At 65.8% G+C, this 21,524-nt stretch carries 21 protein-coding genes; 7 read left to right on the top strand and 14 right to left on the bottom strand.

Translation table 11 applies throughout. The features are described 5' to 3' along the window. The first annotated feature begins 20 nt into the window (after positions 1–20). The 4 genes from ACOJB8_RS37810 (at position 21) to ACOJB8_RS37825 (ending at position 4,809) form a co-directional block, all read left to right on the top strand. On the top strand, positions 21–1,193 hold the full coding sequence (locus tag ACOJB8_RS37810) for a UbiH/UbiF family hydroxylase (RefSeq protein ID WP_069269189.1): 1,173 nt from the start codon (positions 21–23) through the stop codon (positions 1,191–1,193). 164 nt (positions 1,194–1,357) lie between these two features. Next, positions 1,358–2,089 (top strand): DsbC family protein, encoded by a 732-nt coding sequence (locus tag ACOJB8_RS37815; protein ID WP_069269176.1) that lies wholly within the window; start codon positions 1,358–1,360, stop codon positions 2,087–2,089. A 135-nt stretch (positions 2,090–2,224) separates the two neighbouring features. Beyond that, positions 2,225–4,015 (top strand): M61 family metallopeptidase, encoded by a 1,791-nt coding sequence (locus ACOJB8_RS37820; RefSeq protein ID WP_342949872.1) that lies wholly within the window; start codon positions 2,225–2,227, stop codon positions 4,013–4,015. A gap of 197 nt (positions 4,016–4,212) precedes the next feature. Further along, on the top strand, positions 4,213–4,809 hold the full coding sequence (locus ACOJB8_RS37825) for an FMN-dependent NADH-azoreductase (protein WP_069269174.1): 597 nt from the start codon (positions 4,213–4,215) through the stop codon (positions 4,807–4,809). A gap of 115 nt (positions 4,810–4,924) precedes the next feature. On the opposite strand, the gene ACOJB8_RS37830 is transcribed toward ACOJB8_RS37825, so the two are convergent. From ACOJB8_RS37830 to rpe, 8 genes are all read right to left on the bottom strand, one after another. Continuing rightward, positions 4,925–5,884, bottom strand: coding sequence for a uracil-DNA glycosylase (locus tag ACOJB8_RS37830; RefSeq protein WP_342949873.1), 960 nt, complete (start codon positions 5,882–5,884; stop codon positions 4,925–4,927). 175 nt (positions 5,885–6,059) lie between these two features. Beyond that, complete coding sequence (locus tag ACOJB8_RS37835; RefSeq protein WP_342949874.1) at positions 6,060–6,686, bottom strand: CYTH domain-containing protein; 627 nt, start codon at positions 6,684–6,686, stop codon at positions 6,060–6,062. Positions 6,687–6,698: 12 nt separating this feature from the next. Next, positions 6,699–7,484 carry an indole-3-glycerol phosphate synthase TrpC gene (trpC, locus tag ACOJB8_RS37840; RefSeq protein WP_342949875.1) on the bottom strand — a complete coding sequence of 262 codons (786 nt, stop codon included), beginning with the start codon at positions 7,482–7,484 and terminating at the stop codon, positions 6,699–6,701. Positions 7,485–7,513: 29 nt separating this feature from the next. Further along, positions 7,514–8,545, bottom strand: a complete 1,032-nt coding sequence (gene trpD / locus ACOJB8_RS37845) for an anthranilate phosphoribosyltransferase (protein WP_342949886.1) — start codon at positions 8,543–8,545, stop codon at positions 7,514–7,516. Positions 8,546–8,559: 14 nt separating this feature from the next. Then, a complete protein-coding gene (locus ACOJB8_RS37850) occupies positions 8,560–9,135 on the bottom strand; it encodes an aminodeoxychorismate/anthranilate synthase component II (RefSeq protein WP_069269170.1) in 576 nt (191 codons plus the stop codon). Between the two features lie 14 nt (positions 9,136–9,149). Then, entirely contained in the window at positions 9,150–10,643 is a 1,494-nt protein-coding gene (trpE, locus tag ACOJB8_RS37855) for an anthranilate synthase component I (RefSeq protein WP_342949876.1), read from the bottom strand. Between the two features lie 487 nt (positions 10,644–11,130). Beyond that, a complete protein-coding gene (locus tag ACOJB8_RS37860) occupies positions 11,131–11,838 on the bottom strand; it encodes a phosphoglycolate phosphatase (protein ID WP_342949877.1) in 708 nt (235 codons plus the stop codon). After that, positions 11,835–12,533, bottom strand: a complete 699-nt coding sequence (rpe, locus tag ACOJB8_RS37865) for a ribulose-phosphate 3-epimerase (RefSeq protein ID WP_342949878.1) — start codon at positions 12,531–12,533, stop codon at positions 11,835–11,837. The genes ACOJB8_RS37860 and rpe overlap by 4 nt, the downstream gene beginning before the upstream one ends. Before the next feature lie 218 nt (positions 12,534–12,751). Between rpe and apaG the strand changes: the two genes are divergently transcribed. Next, positions 12,752–13,126 (top strand): Co2+/Mg2+ efflux protein ApaG, encoded by a 375-nt coding sequence (gene apaG, locus ACOJB8_RS37870; protein WP_028208771.1) that lies wholly within the window; start codon positions 12,752–12,754, stop codon positions 13,124–13,126. A gap of 24 nt (positions 13,127–13,150) precedes the next feature. Here apaG and ACOJB8_RS37875 read toward each other — a convergent pair whose 3' ends face one another. Next, positions 13,151–13,294 carry a hypothetical protein gene (locus ACOJB8_RS37875; protein ID WP_233271586.1) on the bottom strand — a complete coding sequence of 48 codons (144 nt, stop codon included), beginning with the start codon at positions 13,292–13,294 and terminating at the stop codon, positions 13,151–13,153. Between ACOJB8_RS37875 and mltA the strand changes: the two genes are divergently transcribed. Beyond that, positions 13,260–14,540 (top strand): murein transglycosylase A, encoded by a 1,281-nt coding sequence (gene mltA / locus ACOJB8_RS37880; RefSeq protein WP_256095087.1) that lies wholly within the window; start codon positions 13,260–13,262, stop codon positions 14,538–14,540. The two genes, ACOJB8_RS37875 and mltA, sit on opposite strands and share 35 nt — an antisense overlap. Positions 14,541–14,625: 85 nt before the next feature. Here the strand turns inward: mltA and paaK are convergent, their stop codons facing one another. The 5 genes from paaK to paaN all read right to left on the bottom strand — a co-directional run bounded on the left by paaK (position 14,626) and on the right by paaN (position 20,338). Next, the gene (gene paaK / locus ACOJB8_RS37885) at positions 14,626–15,924 is read right to left on the bottom strand and encodes a phenylacetate--CoA ligase PaaK (protein ID WP_069269166.1); all 1,299 of its coding nucleotides are present in this window, start codon (positions 15,922–15,924) and stop codon (positions 14,626–14,628) included. A gap of 65 nt (positions 15,925–15,989) precedes the next feature. Next, the gene (gene paaI, locus ACOJB8_RS37890) at positions 15,990–16,460 is read right to left on the bottom strand and encodes a hydroxyphenylacetyl-CoA thioesterase PaaI (RefSeq protein ID WP_069269165.1); all 471 of its coding nucleotides are present in this window, start codon (positions 16,458–16,460) and stop codon (positions 15,990–15,992) included. A gap of 1 nt (position 16,461) precedes the next feature. Further along, complete coding sequence (gene paaG, locus ACOJB8_RS37895; RefSeq protein ID WP_342949880.1) at positions 16,462–17,253, bottom strand: 2-(1,2-epoxy-1,2-dihydrophenyl)acetyl-CoA isomerase PaaG; 792 nt, start codon at positions 17,251–17,253, stop codon at positions 16,462–16,464. A gap of 78 nt (positions 17,254–17,331) precedes the next feature. Beyond that, complete coding sequence (pcaF, locus tag ACOJB8_RS37900; RefSeq protein ID WP_342949881.1) at positions 17,332–18,540, bottom strand: 3-oxoadipyl-CoA thiolase; 1,209 nt, start codon at positions 18,538–18,540, stop codon at positions 17,332–17,334. Positions 18,541–18,637: 97 nt separating this feature from the next. Beyond that, positions 18,638–20,338, bottom strand: a complete 1,701-nt coding sequence (paaN, locus tag ACOJB8_RS37905) for a phenylacetic acid degradation protein PaaN (protein WP_342949882.1) — start codon at positions 20,336–20,338, stop codon at positions 18,638–18,640. A 138-nt stretch (positions 20,339–20,476) separates the two neighbouring features. Here paaN and ACOJB8_RS37910 point away from each other — a divergent pair, with 138 nt between their 5' ends. Continuing rightward, positions 20,477–21,253 (top strand): enoyl-CoA hydratase, encoded by a 777-nt coding sequence (locus ACOJB8_RS37910; RefSeq protein ID WP_069269161.1) that lies wholly within the window; start codon positions 20,477–20,479, stop codon positions 21,251–21,253. The last annotated feature ends 271 nt before the right edge of the window (positions 21,254–21,524 follow it).

A 21,524-nucleotide genomic window follows, 5' to 3' on the forward strand; every position in this document is an offset into this window, starting at 1 on the left:
CCCGCGGCTATAATGCGCGCATGACTGCAAGCAACCAGACCTTTGATGTCGCCGTGATCGGCGGCGGCCTCGTCGGCAAGTCGGCGGCGCTCGCGCTGACCCAGAGCGGCCTGCGCGTGGCGCTGCTCGCGCAGCCTTGCGCGCCGCTGCCCGCGGGCGCCGTGTTCGACGCGCGCGTGTATGCCTTTTCGCGCAGCTCGCAGGCGCTGTTCGAGCGGCTGCGGGTCTGGCAGGCCGCCGACGCCGCGCGCCTCACGCCCGTCTACGACATGCGCGTGTTCGGCGACGCCGCGGCGGAGTTGCACTTCTCGGCATATCAGGCCTCGGTTGCGCAGCTGGCCTGGATTGCCGAGTCGTCGATCGTCGAGCGTGCGCTCGACGCCGCGCTCCACTTCCAGCCCAATCTCGCGTGGATCGACACGCGTGCGCAGACGCTCGACGTGAAACCCGACGCGGCCGTGATCGGCCTCGCCAATGGTCGCACGATCGAAGCCGACCTCGCGATCGGCGCGGACGGTGCGCATTCGTGGGTGCGCGCGCAGATCGGCTCGACGGTCGAGCGGCGCGATTACCGGCAAACCGGCGTGGTCGCCAACTTCCGCGCGGAAAAGCCACACGGCGAAACGGCGTACCAGTGGTTCCGCGAGGGCGAGATCGTCGCCTTGCTGCCGCTGCCCGATCGGCACGTATCGCTCGTCTGGTCGGCGCAGACCGAACATGCCGAAGAACTCCTCAAGCTCGAACCGGCGCAGCTTGCCGCCGAAGTCGAGCGCGTCTCGCAAAGCCAGCTGGGCGCGCTCGAATGCGTCACGCCCGCGCGCGGTTTTCCGCTGTCTCTGCAAACCGTCGACCGGCTCGTGGCGCCGCGCGTCGCCCTGGTCGGCGACGCCGCGCATCTGATTCACCCGCTGGCGGGCCAGGGCGTGAACCTCGGTTTGCGCGACGTCGCCGCGCTCGTCGACGTGGTCACGAAGAAGGAGGCATTTCGCGATCTCGGCGACATCGTGCTGCTGCGCCGCTACGAACGCGGCCGCCGTGAGGACATCCAGAAGCTCGTCGTGGCCACCGACGGCCTGCAGCGGCTTTTCTCGTTCCCGGGCACGCTCGCGCGCGCGGTGCGCAATACGGGCATGGCATTCGTGGGGGCGCAGCCGTTGCTCAAGCGCTGGCTCGTGGCCTCGGCGCTCGGCTAGTATCGACGGGCTCGCCTGCGCAAGCAGGCATTTCGGTTGCTTGAGGCCAGTGCGGCATAGAATGGACATATTGGCCGCGCCCGCAGCACATGCCGCCCCGGCCGTTCAACGGAACTCTGCGCGCGTCGCCCCTGCGCGGCGCGCCTGAATCAGGAATGCATCCCATGCAAACGCGTATTCGATTTGCCGCGCTCGTGATCGCGGTAGCCACCTCGGCGCTCGGCTGCTCGGCCCAGGCCGACCAGACCACCGACAAGATCAAGTCGGCGCTGCAGACGCGCCTCGGCATCGACGCCAGCGATATCAAGGGCATCACCAAGGCGCCCATGCCGGGCCTTTACGAGATCAACCTCGGCACGCAGATCGTCTATAGCGACGCCAGCGGCGATTACGTGCTCACCGGTGAACTCATCGACACCAAGGCGCACCGCAATCTCACCGAGGCGCGCCTGAACGAAATCAACAAGGTCGATTTCTCGAAGCTGCCGCTCGAGAACGCGGTCAAGGTCGTGAAGGGCGACGGCAAGCGCAAGATGGCCGTGTTCTCCGACCCGAACTGCCCGTACTGCCATCAGCTCGAAAGCACGCTCAGGTCCGTCGACAACGTGACGGTCTACACCTTCCTGTATCCCGTGCTCTCGCCGGATTCGACGGCGAAGGCCAAGCAGATCTGGTGCTCGGCCGACCGTGGCAAGGCGTGGGAATCGTGGATGGTCGACCGCAAGGCGCCCACGGCTGCCGGCACGTGCGACACGGCCGCCATCGACAGCAATCTGGCGCTCGGCCAGAAGATGAACGTGACCGGCACGCCCACCGTGATTCTCGCGGACGGCACGCGCCTGCCGGGCGCCGTCAGCGCCGACCGGCTCGAGCGCGGTCTGAACGGCGCGCACTGACGCCTCGCCTGAACCCGCCCGGCCGCTTTCGCGGCCGGTACTTTTTTGCCCGGCGCTTTTTGTCCGTTTTGTCTGCCGGGCATACTGAATTTGCACTGCAGCGTCTGCTGACCGAATCTCTCACCGATCCCGCCGATGAAGCCGATCCGATACACCATCGTCCCGAAGAATCCCGCCGCGCATCTGTTCGAGGTGACGCTCACCGTGGAAGACCCCGCGCCGGACGGCCAATGCTTCATGCTGCCCGTATGGATTCCGGGCAGCTACATGGTGCGGGAGTTCGCGCGCAACATCGTCACGCTGCGCGCCTTCAACGACGCGGGCCGCAAGGTGCGCGTGACGAAGACCGACAAGCATTCGTGGCAGGCCGCGCCCGTGAAGGGCGCGCTCACGCTGCGTTATGAAGTCTACGCGTGGGACCTGTCCGTGCGCGCGGCGCATCTCGACGACACGGTGGGCTTCTTCAACGGCACGAGCGTGTTTCTCGCGGCGCTCGGCCATGAGGAGGCGCAGCACGCCGTCGATATTCAGCGTCCGGACGGGCACGCCTACCGCCACTGGCGCGTGGGCACGGCGCTTACGGAAGCGCGCGGCACCAAGCGTTACGGCTTCGGCGAGTACACGGCCACGAATTACGACGAGCTGATCGATCATCCGGTCACGCTCGGCGAGTTCACGCTCGCGAGCTTCAAGGCGCACGGCGTGCCGCACGACATCGTGATCGCGGGCCGCGTGGTCGCGCTCGACATCGAGCGTCTCGCCGCCGACCTCAAGAAGATCTGCGAGGCGCAGATCGCGCTGTTCGAGCCGCGCACGAAGCGCGCGCCGATGGAGCGCTACGTGTTCATGACGCAGGCCGTGAGCGACGGTTACGGCGGCCTCGAGCATCGCGCCTCGACGGCGCTGATCTGCAATCGCACCGACCTGCCGGTGAAGGGCAAGCCCGAGACGTCGGACGGCTATCGCACCTACCTCGGCCTGTGCAGCCATGAATATTTCCACACGTGGAACGTGAAGCGCATCAAGCCTGCGGCGTTCGTGCCGTACGACCTCACGCGCGAGGACTACACGTCGCTGCTGTGGCTGTTCGAGGGCTTCACGTCGTACTACGACGACCTCATGCTCGTGCGTAGCGGCCTCATTTCCGCAGACGAATACTTCGGCCTGCTCGGCAAGACGATCGCCGGCGTGCTGCGCGGGGCGGGGCGACTGAAGCAGAGCGTCGCGGAAAGCTCGTTCGACGCGTGGGTGAAGTATTACCGCCAGGACGAGAACGCGTCGAATGCGATCGTGAGCTACTACACCAAGGGTTCGCTCGTGGCGCTGTCGTTCGATCTCGCGATTCGCGCGCAGACGAACGGCCGCAAATCGCTCGACGACGTCATGCGCCTCTTGTGGCAGCGCTATGGGCGCGACTTCTATCGCGGCAAGCCGGTGGGCGTGGGCGAAGACGATGTCGAGGCGCTGATCGCCGAGGCGACCGGCGTGGAACTGGGCGCGCTCTTTAGCGACGCCGTGCGCGGCACGCGCGACCTGCCGCTCGCGGCGCTGTTCGAACCGTTCGGCGTGACGCTCGAAGGGGAGCCCGAACGCGGCGCGAAACCGTCGCTCGGCGCGCGGCTGCGTGGCGGCGCCGAAGCGACGCTTGCCGTCGTCTACGAAGGCGGCGCGGCCCAGAAGGCGGGGCTTTCGGCTGGCGACGCGCTCGTAGCGCTCGACGGCCTGCGTGTGACGGGTTCGAATCTCGACGCGCTGCTCTCGCGCTACCAGCCGGGCACGAAGGTCGACATCCACGCGTTCCGCCGCGACGAGCTTCGCGTGGCGCGTCTGACCCTCGATGCGCCCGAGGTCGCGCGCTACAAGCTCGCCGCCTCGGACAAGCGTGCGCCCGCGCGCGCATTGCGCGAGCGCTGGCTGACGGCGTAAGCCGCTGGGACAGGGCGCGGCGGCACGCGGCGCCATAAGCGGCGTGGGTAACGGATCCCACGCCGTTTTTTCATGCCCGCGATTGTTCTATCGTTGCAACAATCCGTCATCGGCGGACTACTTTTTCGGAGCGCGGTAAAAAAACACAATGCCTTCACTCGCGCAACGTTGCGCAACTGAGACCCGAAGGAGCCACCATGACCACGATCCTGCAAATCAATTCCGCCGCCCGCTCGCAAGGCGCCCAGTCGACGCTGCTCGTCAACGAATTGACGGCCAGGCTGCAACAATCGAATCCGGGCGCGCAAGTCGTTACGCGCAACCTGCAAGCCGATCCGCTGCCGCACCTCGACGACGCCGTGCTCGGCGCGTTCTTCACGCCGGCCGAGCAGCGTACGCCGGAGCAGCAGGCCATCGCCGCACGCAGCGAAGCGCTGATCGCGGAACTGCAGGCAGCGGACATCATCGTGATCGGTGCGCCGATGTATAACTTCGGCGTCTCGTCGCAGCTCAAGACGTACTTCGACTGGATCGCGCGTGCCGGCATCACGTTCCGCTACACCGCGAACGGTCCCGAAGGCCTCGTGAACGGCAAGAAGGTCCATGTCGTTTCGGCACGCGGCGGCAAGTATCAAGGCACCGCGCACGACAGCCAGACGCCGTACCTGAAGTCGTTCCTCGGCTTCCTCGGCATGACCGACGTGAACTTCATCTTCGCCGAAGGCCTGAACATGGGCCCGGACGCAGCAAGCGCCGCGCTCGCAGGCGCGCGTGAGGCGATCGCTGCAGCGTAACGTTCGCGCTTGTTGCCTGTTTGACGGCTGTAAAAGCAAAAACGCCACGAGAACGATCTCGTGGCGTTTTTCATTGCGCGTCGTCGCGTTGCGAGGCCCAAGCGGCTCAGGCGGCTCAGGCGAGCTCGAGGCCTTCCTCCGGCAAACGCCAGTCGATCGGCTGGCGGCCGTGCGCCTGCAGATACTCGTTGGCCTGCGCGAAATGCCCGCAGCCGAGAAAGCCGCGATGCGCGGAAAGCGGCGACGGATGCGGCGCTTCGAGCACGCAATGCGCACCAGAGAGCAACGCGCGCTTGTTCTGCGCGTGCGCGCCCCACAGCATGAACACGAGGTTTTCGTGGCGCGCGGCGAGTTGCTGGATCAGCGTGTCGGTGCAGCGCTCCCAGCCGCGCTTCGCATGGCTCGCGGCGCTCGCGCGCTCGACGGTGAGCACCGTGTTCAGCAGCAGCACGCCCTGGCGCGCCCAGGCGTCGAGACAGCCGTGCGTCGGCGCCTGAATGCCGAGGCTCGCTGCGATTTCCTTGAAGATGTTGCGCAGCGAAGGCGGCGGGCGCACCGAAGGCGGCACCGAGAACGCGAGGCCGTGCGCCTGCGGCGTGCCGCGATCGTCGCCGTGATACGGGTCCTGGCCGAGGATCACGACCTTCACGTCGTCGGGCGAGGTGAGGCGCAGCGCGCGGAACACGTCGGCGGGATAGACGGTCTTGCCGGCGGCGCGCTCGTCATCGACGAAGCGGCACAACGGCGCGTAGGCGTCGCTCGTGATGAACGGCGCGAGCAGCTCGCGCCAGGCGGCGGGCAGCGCGTCGAACTGGTCTTCGAGGCGCGTGGTGTCGATGGCGGCCTGCGGCGCGGTGGGGTCGTGTGGCATGGCGGGGGCGGGCATAACGGCGTGCGTGCGTTCGGGCGCCGGGAATTCGTCGGCGCCGAACAGCGAGAAGATCGTGATCTGGCGCGGGTCGATTTCGGGCAGCGGCGGCTCGTCGAGCGTGGCTTGTGCTGCGTCGGCCAGAAAGTCGTCGAACAGCGAAGCTTGCACCGGCATCGCGACGCGCGGGCGTTTCGTGGAGGTCATGGGCGGCAAGTGTCGCAGCAATTGCGCGGCGATTCAATCCGGCGCGAGCGCGGCCGGCTGCCCTCTTGCGGCATCGGCGATGATGTTGCAACTAACAGCACTGTTTCGGCGCTATCCGCTATCTACAGGTGATTGAGCGCGTTGCGCGGCGCGCTGAAGCCGCGCCGCACCGTTCTCAGCCTTCGCGCAGCTTGTACCCGCGTTGGGCCTTGCTGATGTCGTCCGGCGCAAGGCCTGGCAGCGCCCGCGCGAGTTCCGCCGCGAGCGTGTGCAATGCCGCTTCGTCGCCCGACTTCAGTTCGAGTTCGATTTCGCAGATCGGCGTGCGCCGCGTTTCGCCGTTCACGTCCGCGGTGACTTCGCCCTGATCGATGGCCGCTTCCACTTGCGCGCCGTCGACTTCGAGCGTCCACAGCGTGCGCTGGAAGTCGGTGCGAAAGAGCGGGATCAGGTTCGCGGCGGCATCCGAGAGTGCCGTCGAAACGCCGGCTTCATCGCACTCGTGCAGCAGCCTGTCGATTTCGAGCGCTTCGCCCGCCACCGGCATTTCCCACTCGTGCCGCGCGTGCAGCCCGTTTTGCGCCACTCCCACGGTCTTGAACGTCTGCAGCCAGCCCTCGGGCGCGCGGCGCAGGCGCAGCGCGCTCTTTGCGCGCGCGAGCGCAAGCGCCGGCGTGTCGAAGTAGATGTTTTCGAGCCGGATGGCGCGACCCGGCTTGCCGGCGCGCGTCTCGAAGAGACGCCGCGCCGCGTCCACCTGGTCGCGCGGCAGCGCGAGCTTGATTTCGCGTTCGATACCCATGGCGTTGCGCGATCAGAAGAACATGCGAGCGAGTTCCGCGCCCGGCTGTTCGGCGCGCATGAACGCCTCGCCCACGAGGAACGTGTGCACGGATAGTGCGCGCATTTTCTCGACGTCCGCACGCGAGAGAATGCCCGACTCGGTCACGACGATGCGGTCTTCAGGCACGTCGTCGAGCATGCCGATGGTCGTATCCAGCGTGGTTTCGAACGTGCGCAGATTGCGATTGTTGATGCCGATGAGCGGTGTCTTCAGCGTGAGCGCGTGCGTGAGTTCTGCGCGGTCGTGCACTTCGACGAGCACCGCGAGACCGAGCGAATGCGCAAGCGCTTCGAGATCGCGCATTTCACCTGGCTGGAGCGCGGCGGCGATCAGCAGGATCGCGTCGGCGCCCATCGCGCGCGCTTCGACGACCTGATACGGATCGACGATGAAGTCCTTGCGCAGCACCGGCAAGTTGCACGCGGCGCGCGCGCCTTCGAGGTACGCGGCGCTGCCCTGGAAGAACTGTACGTCGGTCAGCACGGAGAGGCAGGCCGCGCCGCCCTCGGCGTACGAGCGCGCGATTTCGGCGGGCTGGAAGTTTTCGCGCAGCACGCCCTTCGACGGACTTGCCTTCTTCACTTCGGCGATCACGGCGGCCTGGCCGTTGTCGTGCTTCGCGCGCAAGGCGCCGACGAAATCGCGCAGGTCGCGCGTGCTTGCCTGCAGACGCAATTCTTCGAGCGGGGCGCTCTGCTCGGCGGCGCGCACTTCTTCGCGCTTGACCGAGATGATCTTTTCGAGGATGTCACTCATGATATTCGGAGGCAAAAAACGGTGCTGGATCAGCGTTTGAACTGTTGCGTGAAGCGTACCAGTTCGTCGACTTTGGCGCGCGCGCGGCCGCTGGCGAGCGTTTCGCGCGCAAGCGTGATGCCTTCTGCGATCGAGTCCACCAAGTTCGCCGAATAGAGCGCCGTGCCCGCGTTCAGCGCGACGATTTCGCGCGCCGTGCCAGCCTCGTTCGAGAGCGCGCCGAGCAGCATCGCCTTCGATTCTTCGGCGTTCTCGACCTTGAGCGAACGATTCGAGACCATCTGCATACCGAAGTCTTCGGGATGGATCTCGTACTCGCGAATCTGGCCGTCCTTGAGTTCGCCGACGAGCGTGGCCGCACCGAGCGAGACTTCGTCCATGCCGTCCTTGCCGTAGACGACGCAAACGTGTTTTGCGCCAAGACGCTCCATCACGCGCACCTGAATGCCGACGAGGTCCGGATGGAACACGCCCATCAACTGATTGGGCGCGCCGGCCGGATTCGTGAGCGGCCCGAGGATGTTGAAGATCGTGCGCACGCCCAGTTCGCGGCGCACGGCGGCGATGTTCTTCATCGCCGGATGGTGGTTGGGCGCGAACATGAAGCCCATGCCCGTTTCGGCGATCGAGGCGGCCACCTGGTCCGGCTGCAGGTCGATGTTCACGCCGAGCGCTTCGAGCACGTCCGCGCTGCCCGACTTGCTGGAGACGCCCCGGTTGCCGTGCTTCGCGACCTTTGCGCCCGCTGCCGCGACCACGAACATCGAGGCCGTGGAGATATTGAAAGTATGCGAGCCATCGCCGCCGGTGCCGACGATGTCGATGAAGTTCGAGTTGTCCTTCACCTCGACGTGATTCGCGAACTCGCGCATGACAGTCGCGGCGGCCGTGATCTCGCCGATGGTTTCCTTCTTCACGCGCAGGCCGGTGAGGATGGCCGCCGATTGCACGGGCGAAAGCTCGCCGCGCATGATGAGGCGCATGAGGTGGAGCATCTCGTCGTGAAAAATCTCGCGATGCTCGATCGTGCGCTGGAGCGCTTCCTGCGGGGTAATCATGATTAGTCGCCTCCGGGTCAAGCGCTCTTGGTTTGCTTCAGGAAATTCTCGAAGAGGGCATGGCCGTGCTCCGAGAGGATCGATTCCGGATGAAACTGCACGCCTTCCACCGCAAGCTCGCGGTGACGCACGCCCATGATTTCGCCGTCGTCGGTCCAGGCCGACACTTCGAGGCAGTCGGGCAGCGACTCGCGCTCGATGGCGAGCGAGTGATAACGCGTGACGTTGAAGTGCTTCGGCAGGTCGGCGAACACGCCTTTGCAGTCGGTTTCGATCTGGCTCACCTTGCCGTGCATGATGGTCTTCGCGCGCACGACGCGGCCGCCGAACGCTTCGCCAATCGCCTGATGGCCGAGACACACACCGAGAATCGGCGTCTTGCCTGCGAATTCGCGCAGCACGTCGAGCGTGATGCCCGCGTGCTGCGGGTTGCTCGGCCCGGGCGAGAGGCAAATGCGCGCGGGGTTGAGCTTCGCGATTTCGTCGATGGTGATTTCGTCGTTGCGGTACGTGTGAACGTCTTCGCCGAGCTCGCCGAAGTACTGGACGATGTTGTAGGTAAACGAATCGTAGTTGTCGATCATGAGCAACATGGTCTTTTCTCCGCTCAGAAGTCGCTGTCGAGGCCGTCCTGCACCTGCTCGGCGGCGCGCAGCACGGCGCGCGCCTTGTTCTCGGTTTCCTGCCATTCGGACTCGGGCACCGAATCGGCAACCACGCCCGCGGCGGCCTGCACATACAGATTGCCGTTGTGGATGAGGCCGGTGCGGATCGCGATGGCCAGGTCCATCTCGCCGTTGAACGAGAGATAGCCGACCGCGCCGCCGTAGAGCCCGCGCTTCACCGGCTCCAGTTCGTCGATCAATTCCATCGCGCGAACCTTCGGCGCGCCCGATAGCGTGCCGGCCGGGAACGTGGCGCGCAGGACGTCGAAATTGTTCATGCCGGGTTTGAGCTTGCCTTCCACCGAACTCACGATGTGCTGCACGTGCGAGTACTTCTCGATGATCATCTTGTCGGTGACGGCCACCGAACCGATCTCGGCGATGCGGCCCACGTCGTTGCGCGCGAGGTCGATCAGCATGACGTGCTCGGCGATTTCCTTCGGGTCGTTGAGCAGTTCGGTCGCGAGTTCGGCGTCGCGCTCGGGCGTGTTGCCGCGCGGCCGCGTGCCCGCGAGCGGGCGAATCGTCACCATGCGGTCCTCGCCGCGCTTTTCCTGGCGCACGAGAATTTCCGGCGACGCGCCCACCACGTGGAATTCGCCGAAGTTGTAGTAGTACATGTACGGCGACGGGTTCAGCGAGCGCAGCGCACGGTACAGCGACAGCGGATTGTCGCGATACGGCTTCGTGAGGCGCTGGCCCACTTGCACCTGCATCAGCTCGCCCGCGGCGATGTATTCCTTCGCCTTGCGCACGGCGGCGAGGTAATCGTCTTTCTTGAACTCGCGGAACGTTTCGGTACGCACGCTTGCCGAAGTCACCGGCGGCTGCACCGTGGTGCGCAGGCGCTGCTTGAGTTCGCGCAGGCGGTGCTTCGCCTTGGTGTAGGCCTCGGGCGTTTGCGGATCGGCGTAGACGATGAGATAGAGCTTGCCCGCGAGATTGTCGATGACCGCGACTTCTTCGGTCAGCAGCAGCTGGATGTCGGGCAGGCCGAGATCGTCGGTCGGGCAGGTATCGGCGAGCTTCTTCTCGATGTAGCGCACCGCGTCGTAGCCGAAGTAGCCCGCGAGACCGCCGCAGAAGCGCGGCAGACCCGGACGCTGCGCGACCTTGAAGCGCGCCTGGTAGTTCGCGATGAATTCGAGCGGATCTTCGTTATGCGTCTCGATCACCTGGCCGTCGCGCACGACCTCCGAAATGCCGTTGCGCGTGCGGATCAGCGAGCGCGCCGGCAGGCCGATGAACGAATAGCGCCCGAAGCGCTCGCCGCCCACCACGGACTCCAGCAGGAAAGAATTGGCGCCGCCGCGCTCGGGCTGCGCGAGCTTCAGGTACAGCGAGAGCGGCGTTTCGAGATCGGCGAGCGCTTCGGCGATCAGCGGGATGCGGTTGTAGCCCTCGTTGGCGAGGGACTGAAATTCGAGTTCGGTCATGTTCCGATCCTGTTCGTGCTGCCGGTCGCGGCGGATGCGGGCCCAGTGCGGCTCAAAACGGGGCGCGCGGTGAGCGCGAGGCGTTTGTTTTAGAGTGCTTGATGGCTGCTGGCGCTCGCTCGTGCGGCCCAGGATCGCGCTCATGATGAAGCGCTTGCCGGGCCGGCGTGCGGTACATCGACGGAAGGTAGGGCGTAGCCGCTCGCGCCCGGCGCAACTCGCCGCGAACGGCGAAACGACACGCAAGGACCACGAAAGCCAACGGCCAGACCAGCCGACGGGTTACCGCAACAGTTTAGAGTCGAGACACGCGCGAGTGCGCAGCGAAGTAAAAAACGGTGCTGAAGAAGGACGAATACGCAACTTCAGCGAACCTCGGATGAGGTTAGCGCGACCAGCGACGCCAGGGCCAGGCTCCCCGGTCGATCGTGCTCAGACTCCGTTTTTTATTCAGAAACATGAGGATAGTTGACGTTCAGTCGAGAACTTAAGTCAGGTCATTGTGCGCTGCGACCGCCTTGGCGGCGTCGAGCAGCGAGGCAACTATACCATCCGATTCAATTTTTTGTACAGGTTGGCCGTGGTTGTAGCCGTAGGGCACCGTGAGCGTGGCCATGCCGGCCGCGCGGCCGGCGATCGCATCGTTCTCCGAATCGCCGATCGCCACCGCCGCCGCGGGCTTGACGCCCAGGCGCTCGCAGGCAGTGAGCATCGGCAGCGGGTCGGGCTTCTTCTTCGCGAGGCTGTCGCCGCCGAGCACCACTTCGAAGTACTGCGCGAGGCCGTATTGCTGCAACAGCTCGACGGCGAAGCGGTGCGGCTTGTTGGTCACGCACGCGAGCTTGATGCCCTGGTCGCGCAGTGCCGCGAGGCCCGCTTTGACGTCCGGGTACAGATGCGTGTGGCGGCCGTTGATCTTCGCGTACTCGTCCTGGTAGAGCGCGAGCGCTTCGTCGAAGCGCGCCTCGACGTTGTCCGCGGCAAAGCGCGGCGCGAGCACGCTGCGGATCAGGTGCTCCGAGCCCTTGCCCACGTAGCCCATCACTTCCTCGCGCGTGGTTTCATCGGCGTCGAGTTGCGCGAGCATGCCGTTCAGTCCGGCGGCGAAGTCGTCGGCGGTGTCGACCATCGTGCCGTCCAGGTCGATCAGTGCCGCTTCGATGCGCGGCGCGGTGAACTTGACGGGCGCGTTCATTTTGCGTTTGCAGCGCTTGCTGTGCTCGCGAGTTGCGCGCGCATCTCGTCGATCACGGTCTTGTAGTCCGGCTTGCCGAAGATCGCCGAGCCCGCCACGAAGGTGTCCGCGCCTGCCGCCGCGATTTCGGCGATGTTGTCGACCTTCACGCCGCCGTCCACTTCGAGGTGGATTTCGCGGCCCGTGCGGGCCGTGTAGGCGTCGATCTTCGCGCGCGCCTCGCGCAGCTTGTTGAGCGCCTCCGGAATGAACGACTGACCGCCGAAGCCGGGATTCACCGACATGATGAGCACGAGGTCGAGCTTGTCCATCACGTGGTCGAGGTAGTTCAGCGGCGTGGCCGGGTTGAACACGAGGCCCGCCTTGCAGCCGTGGTCGCGGATCAGCGAGAGCGTGCGGTCGATATGGTCCGAGCCTTCCGGGTGGAAGCTGATGAGGTTCGCGCCGGCCTTGGCGAAGTCGGGCACGATGCGGTCGACCGGGCGCACCATCAGGTGCACGTCGATGGGCACGCTCACGTGCGGGCGGATCGCCTCGCACACCAGCGGACCGATGGTGAGGTTCGGCACGTAATGGTTATCCATCACGTCGAAGTGGATCCAGTCGGCGCCGGCAGCGACGACGTTGCGGACCTCTTCGCCAAGACGCGCGAAGTCGGCGGAGAGAATGCTGGGGGCGATGCGGAATTGCGTCATGGCGGCAATCGGAAAACTGTCGGAAAAACCGTATTTTACCGTCAGTGGCAGAGCGTTTCCCGGCGGCCGCCGCGGGCGGCGCCGGGTTGCGGGTGCCCGTTGCATCAAGCAGAATGCCAAACCATGTGCCGCGCCTCGCGGCGCGCCCGCGAGCGCCTTGCCGCGCGGGCGTCTCAGTCAACGGACTCAGCAGCCGCGCCTAAGCGAATGGAACAACGATGAGCCAGTACGAATTCAGCGTGACGTCGCAGGTGCGCTACCTGCCCGAAGAATCGGACCCGGAGCGCCGGCAATATGCCTTCGCGTACACGCTGACCATTCGCAATACCGGTCAGGTAAGCGCCCAGCTGATCGCGCGCCACTGGGTGATCACCGACAGCGAAAATCACGTGCAGGAAGTGAAGGGGCTGGGCGTGGTCGGCCATCAACCGCTTCTGAAGCCGGGCGAGCAGTTCGAGTACACGAGCTGGGCCGTGATCGCTACCCCGGTGGGCACCATGCGCGGCGAGTACTTCTGTGTGGCCGAGGACGCCGAGCGCTTCGAGGCGCCCGTGCCCGAGTTCGTGCTGCGCATGCCGCGCACGTTGCATTGAACCGCCGCGAGAAATCGGGGTCTGCTAGTTCTGACGCCGATCGTCGCGCGAGGCTTGCTTCTTCCTGCCCGACGCGGTCCACACAACGATGAAAATCAGCAGGAACAGCGCAAGGAGCGCTTCCAGACCAAACATGAGCATCGGGTATTCGTCGAGCAGTTCTGACATGGCGGCATCCATCGAGAGCCAGTATTGTAGGCGTGATTTTGACGTCGATTCCGGTCTCGATGTCCCGGTAATGCCGGGATTCACACAGGTGCGATATTGCGTGGGGTCGGCGCTTCGGCGTGGCGGGAGCCGCCTGGGTCTGCGGTTAGGCGGCTGGTTGGGCGCGGCTTCGCTCGCGGCTTTGCTTGCCGCATGCGGCGGCCCGAGCTACGTGCACAACGTGCCGCCCAAAGGCACGCCCACGCTGCCCTCGCAGCTCGCCGCGCAACGTCTCACGCCGGTCGCCTGGCAGCAGGTGCCGGGCTGGCAGGACGACTCGCTGATCGGTGTGACCGCGGCGCTGCGCGCGAACTGCACGCGTCTTGCGCGCGATCCTCGCTGGCAGCGCGCGTGCACTGCGGCCTCGCAGCTCGATGACCTGGACGCCTCGAGCGCACGTGCATTCTTCGAAACGTATTTCACGCCCTATCAGTTCGCCAACAACGACGGCACGCTCGACGGCCTCGTGACCGGCTACTACGAGCCGCTGCTGCACGGTTCGCGCACGCGTCACGGCATCTACCAGACCGCGCTGTATCGCTGGCCGTCCGGCTATCGTCCGGGCGCCGCGATGCCGCCGCGCGCGCAGCTCGAACGTTCTGGCGCGCTGGGCGGCAACGAACTCGTGTGGGTGGACGATCCGATCGAAGCGTTCTTCCTGCAGGTGCAGGGCTCCGGGCGCGTCGTGATGGAAGATGGCAGCGTGATGCGCGTGGGCTTCGGCGGCACCAACAACCAGCCGTACAAGTCGATCGGGCGCTGGCTGCTCGACCACGGTGAACTCACGCCCGCGCAGGCGACCATGCAGGGCATCAAGGCATGGGCACGCGCGAACCCGACGCGCGTGGACGCGCTTCTCGACACCAATCCGCGCTTCGTGTTCTTCCGCGAGATGGGCGGCTCCGAGGGCGACGCGCAGGGCGGCGCGGACGGTCCGATCGGTGCGCTCGGCGTGCCGCTCACGCCGGAACGCTCGATCGCCGTCGATCCGTCGTCGATTCCGCTTGGCACGCCGGTGTTTCTCCAGACCACGCGCCCGCTCACGAATACGCCGCTCAACCGGCTCGTGTTCGCGCAGGACACGGGCACGGCAATCAAGGGCGGCGTGCGCGCAGACTACTTCTGGGGCTTGGGCGACGACGCCGGCGACCTGGCCGGCAAGATGAAGCAGGGCGGCCGCATGTGGCTGCTGTTCCCGAACTCGTGATCGCGGTGGCGCTTGCGCCGCACTCGTGAAGCGAAAAAGCCGGCGAGCGCCGGCTTTTTCTTTTACTGCGCGTTGCGGGCCGCGGTTACTTCGGCCGCTTGTCGATGACTCGCCGGGCTTTGCCAACCGAGCGCTCGATGCCGTTCACTTCCAGCACGTTCACCTTGCACGTCACGCCGATCAGCGCCTTGATGTCGTAAGCGAGTGCCTTGCTGGCCGCGTCGAGCGCACCGTAGTCGGGCGCGGTTTCCGGGCACGGTTCGCAGTTGAGCGACATTACGTCCATCGGACCTTCCTTCGTCAGGACGATCTGATAGTGCGGTGCGAGCGCCGGCTGCTTGAGCAGCAGTTCCTCGATCTGCGTGGGGAACACGTTCACGCCGCGGATGATCAACATGTCGTCCGAGCGGCCCGTGATCTTTTCCATGCGGCGCATGGTGCGCGCCGTACCGGGCAACAGACGCGTGAGGTCGCGCGTGCGGTAACGGACGATGGGCAGCGCTTCCTTCGTGAGCGAGGTGAAGACGAGCTCGCCCAATTCGCCGTCGGGCAGCACTTCGCCGGTTTCCGGGTCGATGATCTCGGGGTAGAAGTGATCTTCCCAGATCGTCGGGCCGTCTTTCGTCTCCGCGCATTCCGAGGCGACGCCCGGGCCCATCACTTCCGAAAGACCGTAGATGTCGACGGCCGTGATGCCCATGCGCTGCTCGATTGCCCGGCGCATGTCGTTGGTCCACGGCTCCGCGCCGAAGATGCCGATGCGCAGCGAACAGGTGGCCGGATCGATGCCCTGGCGCTCCATTTCGTCGGCGATCGCGAGCATGTAGCTCGGCGTGACCATGATGATGTCGGGACGGAAGTCCTGGATCAACTGGACCTGCTTCTCGGTCTGGCCCCCGCCGAACGGAATGACGGTGAGGCCCGCACGTTCCGCGCCGTAGTGCGCGCCAAGGCCGCCCGTAAAGAGTCCGTAGCCGTAGCTGATGTGCACCTTGTCGCCGCGCCTGGCGCCCGCTGCGCGCACCGAACGCGCGACGACGTTCGCCCACGTGTCGATGTCGCGCGCCGTGTAGGCCACCACGGTCGGCTTGCCGGTCGTGCCCGACGACGCATGGATGCGCGAAATCTGGTCTTGCGGCACTGCGAACATGCCGAAGGGATAGTTGTCGCGCAGATCCTTCTTCGTGGTGAACGGGAAGCGCGCGAGATCGGCGAGCGACTGCACCTGGGACGGATGCACGCCGGCTTCGTCGAATTTGCGGCGATAGACCGGCGAATTCTCGTAAGCGTGGTTCAGCGACCATTTCAGGCGCTCGAGCTGCAGCGCAGCAAGCTCGTCGCGGCTCGCCTTTTCGATGGGTTCGAGCGGCAGCGTGGTACTCATGGGTGTCTCCTGGATCTAAGAACTTTACTCGTGACGCGTAGGGAATCGAGAAGGGGAAACCCGCTTCACGTTGCGACTGGAATGACATTGCCGCGAATCTGCGCGGACTTGCCTCGGAAAAGCGCGACGGTTTCGCCTGCCCGATTCGTCACGCGGATGTCGTAGACCCCGTTGCGTCCCGATAGCACCTGTTCGACGGCTTCGGCGGTCAACACCTCGTCGCGCAGCACCGGACGCAGGAACTCGATCGAGCAGCCGGCCGCGACGGTGTTGATGTTGTACGAATTGCACGCGAAGGCGAACGCCGAATCCGCGAGCGAGAAAATCATCCCGCCGTGGCAGGTCTGATGGCCGTTGAGAAACTCGGGCCGCACGGCCATGGACAGGCGCGCGTAACCGGCGCGCACTTCGAGGAGTTCCATGCCGAGCGCGCGCGTGCAGCCGTCGGCTTCGTACATCGCCTGCGCGGCGGCGCGAGCGAGTTCGTCGGGCGACAGGCCGTCGTCGTCAGGCAGTTGCGAGGCTTGCGTGGACATCTCAGCGGCCCTCGAAGTGCGGTGCGCGTTTTTCGATGAAGGCTTGCACGCCTTCTGCGTAGTCATGCGACGCGCCCAGCTCGCGCTGCAGGTCGCGTTCGAGATCTAGTTGCTGGTCGAGCGTGTTCGTGGCCGATGCGCGCAGCGCTTCGCGCGTGGCGACGATGGCGCGCGTCGGTTGCTGCGCGAGCCGTGCGGCGAGCGCGCCGGCCGTTTGCGCAAGTTCCGCGTCGTCGATCACTTGCCAGACGACGCCCCAGCTTTCCGCCTTTTCCGCGCTGAGTTTTTCGCCGGTCATGGCGAGTCCGAGCGCGCGCGCCAAGCCCACGCGTTTGGGCAGGAACCACGTGCCGCCGGAATCGGGCACGAGGCCGATCTTCACGAACGCCTGGATGAAGCTTGCGGAACGCGCTGCAAGCACGAGGTCGCAGGCGAGGGCGAGATTGGCGCCGGCGCCGGCCGCGGTGCCGTTGACGGCGGCGATCACGGGCATCGGCAGCGCCTGCAGGCGCTTGATCAGCGGATTGAAATGCTCATCGATGAGGTCGCCGAGATCGGTCATCGCACCCGGCGTGAAGTCGAGATCGGCGAGATCCTGGCCCGCGCAGAAGCCGCGGCCCGCGCCCGTCAGCACAAGGGCGCGCGCGCCGGCCGCGGCGACCTCGTCGAGCGCTGCGACGAGCTCGCGGTGCATGGCGCGCGTAAAGCTGTTGAGCTTGTCCGGGCGGTTCAGCGTGATCGTGGCCACGCGGGTGGATGCGTCGATTTCGACGCGGATCGCATCGTAGGGCATCGGTTGTCTCCTGGTCCCATGCAAAGCTGTCTGAGACCGCCGAATGCATCGTCCGGCGGCCGGTCGATACTGCGCGCGTTATGGCTCTATGCGTTCGATCGCGAGGGCGATGCCCTGGCCGACGCCGATGCACATCGTACAAAGTGCGAAGCGTCCGTTCGTGCGCTCCAGCTGATGGAGCGCCGTCGTCACGAGACGTGCGCCCGAAGCGCCGAGCGGGTGGCCCAGTGCAATCGCGCCGCCATTCGGGTTCACGCGCGGATCGTCGTCGGCAATGCCGAGTGCGCGCAGCACGGCGAGGCCTTGCGAGGCGAACGCCTCATTGAGTTCGATCACGTCGAACTGGTCCAGCGTCATGCCGAGCTGCTTGAGCAGTTTTTGCGTAGCGGGCGCCGGGCCGATCCCCATGATGCGCGGCGCGACGCCGGCGGTCGCCATGCCGAGCACGCGCGCGCGGCGACGCAGGCCAAACTGTTTGGCGGCCTCCTCGTTGGCGAGCAGCAGGGCGCAGGCGCCGTCGTTGACGCCCGAGGCGTTGCCCGCCGTGACCGTGCCGTCCGGCTTCACGACGCCCTTGAGCTTGCCGAGCGATTCGAGCGAAGTTTCGCGCGGGTGCTCGTCGAGCGTCACACGCACGGGGTCGCCCTTCTTTTGCGCGATCTCGACCGCGACGATTTCCTGCGCGAGCGTGCCGTCCTTCTGCGCGCGGGCCGCTTTCTGCTGGCTGCGCAACGCGAACGCGTCCTGATCGGCGCGATTGATGCCGAATTCTTCCGCGACGTTTTCCGCCGTCTCCGGCATCGAATCGACACCGTACTGCTGCTTCATCAGCTTGTTGACGAAACGCCAGCCGATGGTCGTGTCGTAGATGGCCGCTTCACGCGAAAACGCCGAAGCCGCCTTGCCCATGACGAACGGCGCGCGCGTCATGCTTTCCACGCCGCCCGCGATCATGAGGCGCGCTTCGCCCGCCTTGATCGCGCGCGCCGCGCTGCCGACGGCGTCGAGGCCCGAGCCGCACAGGCGGTTGAGCGTGCCGCCCGGCGCGTCGGTCGGCAGGCCCGCGAGCAGCGCGGCCATGCGCGCGACGTTGCGGTTGTCTTCGCCGGCCTGGTTGGCGCAGCCGTAGAGCACGTCGTTGAGCGCGCTCCAGTCCACGCCGGGATTGCGCTCGACGAGGGCGCGGATCGGCACCGCGGCGAGGTCGTCCGCACGGACGTCCTTGAGGGCGCCGCCATAGCGGCCGAACGGGGTGCGAATCGCGTCGCAGATATAGGCTTCGGTCATCTCGGGTTCCTGGGGCGCGAGCGCAGAAGTGCGCTCACGCCTTGCATGCTAGAGGGATGGGCAATCGGGCGCCATTCGGCTGAGCGGCGTGGGCCGATCAGCTGGCGACGGCGGGGGCCGCTTTCGGTTCGACGTGAACGCGGCTCTGAACCACGCGGAAGCGGTTCGCCACGAAGGCGGCGTCGGCGAGCGCGGCGTTCGCCGCGGGGTTCGCGCCGGTGCCGTGGAAGTCCGAGAATGCAGCCGACTGGTTCACGAACACGCCGCCCGTGAGGTTGATCGAGAGCGCCACGCCGCCGGTGATGGCGGCTTCATGTGCGGCTTCGATCACGGCGTCGTCCGTGCTGTAGACGGAAAGCGTGAGCGCGCCGTGGTCGCGCGCGGTCTCGCCGGCCAGCTTGAGCGACTGCGCAGTCGAATCCGTGGCGATCACGAACGAGATCGGGCCGAACCATTCGCGCGTGAACTGGGCGGCGTCGCGCGCTGCGTCGAGCGAGAGCACGAGCGGCGTGCGCACGCGTGCGCCGGCGAACTGCGGGTGTTCGAGCGTCTGGCTGTCGGCGAGCACGGTACCGAGCTTGCGGGCTTCGTCGATGCGAGCCGTCACGCCTTCGTTCTGGATCGCGCCGAGCACTTCGACGGCGCGCGCCGGATCGGCGACGAACTTCTGCACGGCGCCGGCAATCGCCTGGGCGACGGCCTCGAAGCTCAGCTGGCCTTCAGCGGTGCGGATGCCGTCGCGCGGCACATAGATGTTCTGCGGCGCCGTGCACATCTGGCCCGAGTAAAGCGAGAGCGAGAACGCGATGTTGCGGGCGACGGCCTTCAGGTCGTCCGCGGAGTCGATCACGATCTGGTTCACGCCGGCCTTTTCCGTGTAGACCTGCGCCTGATGCGCATTGCGCTCGAGCCAGTCGCCGTTTTGCGTGCTGCCCGTGAAGTCGATCAGCTTGATCTCGGGGCGCAGTGCGAGCTGCTGCACGAGTGCGCCGTCGTTGGGGTCGGTGGCGAGCAGCGTCACGACGTTCGGATCGAAGCCGGCTTCGCGCAGCACCTCACGCGCAATGCGCACGGTGATCGCGAGCGGCAGGATCGCGCCCGGGTGCGGCTTGACGATGACCGTGTTGCCCGTCGCCAGATCGGCGAAGAGGCCGGGGTAGCCGTTCCAGGTCGGGAACGTGCAGCAGCCGAGCACGAGGCCGGTGCCGCGCGGCACGATCGTGAAGCGCTTTTGCATCGCGAGGGGCGGGTTCTTGCCCTGCGGCTTTTCCCAGTGCGCGTCGGCGGGAATGCGGCGCAGCTGGTCGTAGGCGTAGGCGACGGCTTCGAGCGCGCGATCCTGAGCGTGCGGGCCGCCGGCCTGGAAGGCCATCATGAATGCCTGGCCGGTCGTGTGCATCACGCTGAAGGCGATCTCGAAGCTCGCGCGGTTCAGGCGCTCGAGGATTTCGAGGCTCACGCCCGCCCATGCCTGCGGGCCGGCTGCGCGCCAGTCGCGCTGGGCTTGCTGCGCGGCTTCGATCAACTGGTCGGGCGTCGACTTCGGATAGCGCGCGCCGAGCGCGAAGCCGAACGGCGAGGCCTCGCTGCCGACGGTTTCGCCCGTCGACGGCTGGTCGAGTTCGAAGGCGCGATTCAGGTGGGCCTTGAACGCGCCTTCGCCATCTGCGCTGGCGGTTTCCCCGTACACTTTGGGGCTGGGCATTTCGGCGAACGGGCTCCAGTAGCCGCGGGTCTCGATGGCGGCAAGCGCTTTTTGAAGCGCGCCCTCATGCTTGGCAAACAGCGAATGTGTCATGGCTCAACGTTGATTGAGAGGTTGGACAGGGCCCGCGCCAATTAATTGACCGACCGGTTGGTTGGCCAATGTTAGCATTAGTCAAAGTTCGGCGTAAAAAATTTTTTCGGGGACTTTCTTTTGATGGAAGGAGGAGTTATGGGGTACGAAAACATCCTGGTCGAGACGCGTGGCAAGGTCGGATTGATCACGCTGAACCGGCCAAAAGCGCTCAACGCGCTAAACGATGCGCTCATGGACGAACTGGGCGCGGCACTCAAGGCGTTCGACGCCGATGAGGGCGTTGGCGCGATCGTCATCACGGGTAGCGAAAAGGCGTTCGCCGCGGGCGCCGACATCGGGATGATGGCGAGCTACACCTTCATGGATGTGTACAAAGGCGACTACATCACGCGCAACTGGGAAACGATCCGCTCGATTCGCAAGCCGATCATCGCGGCGGTCGCGGGCTTCGCGCTCGGCGGTGGCTGCGAACTAGCCATGATGTGCGACATGATCTTCGCGGCCGATACGGCGAAGTTCGGCCAGCCAGAGATCAAGCTGGGCGTGATTCCGGGGGCGGGCGGTACGCAGCGTCTGCCGCGCGCGGTGTCCAAAGCGAAGGCGATGGACCTGTGCCTGACCGCCCGGATGATGGGTGCGGAGGAGGCGGAGCGCGCCGGTCTCGTATCGCGCGTGATTCCGGCTGCGGAATTGCTGAACGAAACGCTGGCGGCGGCTACGACCATCTGCGAATTCTCGTTGCCCGCCGTGATGATGGCGAAGGAGTCGGTGAACCGCGCCTACGAGACGACGCTTGCTGAAGGCGTGCACTTCGAGCGCCGTCTATTCCATTCGCTCTTCGCTTCGGAAGACCAAAAGGAAGGGATGGCGGCGTTCGTCGAGAAGCGCAAGCCCGTGTTCAAGAACAAGTAAATGCCCGGGAGATTCGATCGCCGCGAGCGGCGATCGAGATTATTTTCGCCACCCCCTTGCACAGTGCCGGCGGGGGCGATAAGATTCGCCCCCTTCGCAGTTCGATGTCTCCGACGTCAGGGCAGCGAAGGCCGCCGCGGAAACCGGCGGACGCAGGAGTCAGCAAGCTTTTTCAAGCGGTGAGCGAAAAAAAGGGGTTGACGAAGCGGAAAAGATTCTTCATAATCTCGTTTCTCTGCTGCTGACGCAGCAACGCAGAAAGAAGCCGGTA

Source organism: Paraburkholderia sp. BR10141 (genome assembly GCF_056155635.1).

Excerpts from the sequence above, each read along its gene's own strand:
- ACOJB8_RS37835 (WP_342949874.1), bottom strand. The coding sequence starts at position 6,686 with ATGGGTATCGAACGCGAAATCAAGCTCGCGCTGCCGCGCGACCAGGTG.
- paaK (WP_069269166.1), bottom strand. The coding sequence starts at position 15,924 with ATGAGTACCACGCTGCCGCTCGAACCCATCGAAAAGGCGAGCCGCGAC.
- trpC (WP_342949875.1), bottom strand. The coding sequence starts at position 7,484 with ATGAGTGACATCCTCGAAAAGATCATCTCGGTCAAGCGCGAAGAAGTG.
- paaN (WP_342949882.1), bottom strand. The coding sequence starts at position 20,338 with ATGACACATTCGCTGTTTGCCAAGCATGAGGGCGCGCTTCAAAAAGCG.
- ACOJB8_RS37850 (WP_069269170.1), bottom strand. The coding sequence starts at position 9,135 with ATGTTGCTCATGATCGACAACTACGATTCGTTTACCTACAACATCGTC.
- ACOJB8_RS37825 (WP_069269174.1), top strand. The coding sequence starts at position 4,213 with ATGACCACGATCCTGCAAATCAATTCCGCCGCCCGCTCGCAAGGCGCC.
- ACOJB8_RS37860 (WP_342949877.1), bottom strand. The coding sequence starts at position 11,838 with ATGAACGCGCCCGTCAAGTTCACCGCGCCGCGCATCGAAGCGGCACTG.
- ACOJB8_RS37875 (WP_233271586.1), bottom strand. The coding sequence starts at position 13,294 with ATGTCAGAACTGCTCGACGAATACCCGATGCTCATGTTTGGTCTGGAA.
- ACOJB8_RS37820 (WP_342949872.1), top strand. The coding sequence starts at position 2,225 with ATGAAGCCGATCCGATACACCATCGTCCCGAAGAATCCCGCCGCGCAT.
- trpE (WP_342949876.1), bottom strand. The coding sequence starts at position 10,643 with ATGACCGAACTCGAATTTCAGTCCCTCGCCAACGAGGGCTACAACCGC.
- ACOJB8_RS37815 (WP_069269176.1), top strand. The coding sequence starts at position 1,358 with ATGCAAACGCGTATTCGATTTGCCGCGCTCGTGATCGCGGTAGCCACC.
- ACOJB8_RS37810 (WP_069269189.1), top strand. The coding sequence starts at position 21 with ATGACTGCAAGCAACCAGACCTTTGATGTCGCCGTGATCGGCGGCGGC.
- mltA (WP_256095087.1), top strand. The coding sequence starts at position 13,260 with ATGAGCATCGGGTATTCGTCGAGCAGTTCTGACATGGCGGCATCCATC.
- rpe (WP_342949878.1), bottom strand. The coding sequence starts at position 12,533 with ATGACGCAATTCCGCATCGCCCCCAGCATTCTCTCCGCCGACTTCGCG.
- paaG (WP_342949880.1), bottom strand. The coding sequence starts at position 17,253 with ATGCCCTACGATGCGATCCGCGTCGAAATCGACGCATCCACCCGCGTG.
- apaG (WP_028208771.1), top strand. The coding sequence starts at position 12,752 with ATGAGCCAGTACGAATTCAGCGTGACGTCGCAGGTGCGCTACCTGCCC.
- paaI (WP_069269165.1), bottom strand. The coding sequence starts at position 16,460 with ATGTCCACGCAAGCCTCGCAACTGCCTGACGACGACGGCCTGTCGCCC.
- pcaF (WP_342949881.1), bottom strand. The coding sequence starts at position 18,540 with ATGACCGAAGCCTATATCTGCGACGCGATTCGCACCCCGTTCGGCCGC.
- ACOJB8_RS37910 (WP_069269161.1), top strand. The coding sequence starts at position 20,477 with ATGGGGTACGAAAACATCCTGGTCGAGACGCGTGGCAAGGTCGGATTG.
- ACOJB8_RS37830 (WP_342949873.1), bottom strand. The coding sequence starts at position 5,884 with ATGACCTCCACGAAACGCCCGCGCGTCGCGATGCCGGTGCAAGCTTCG.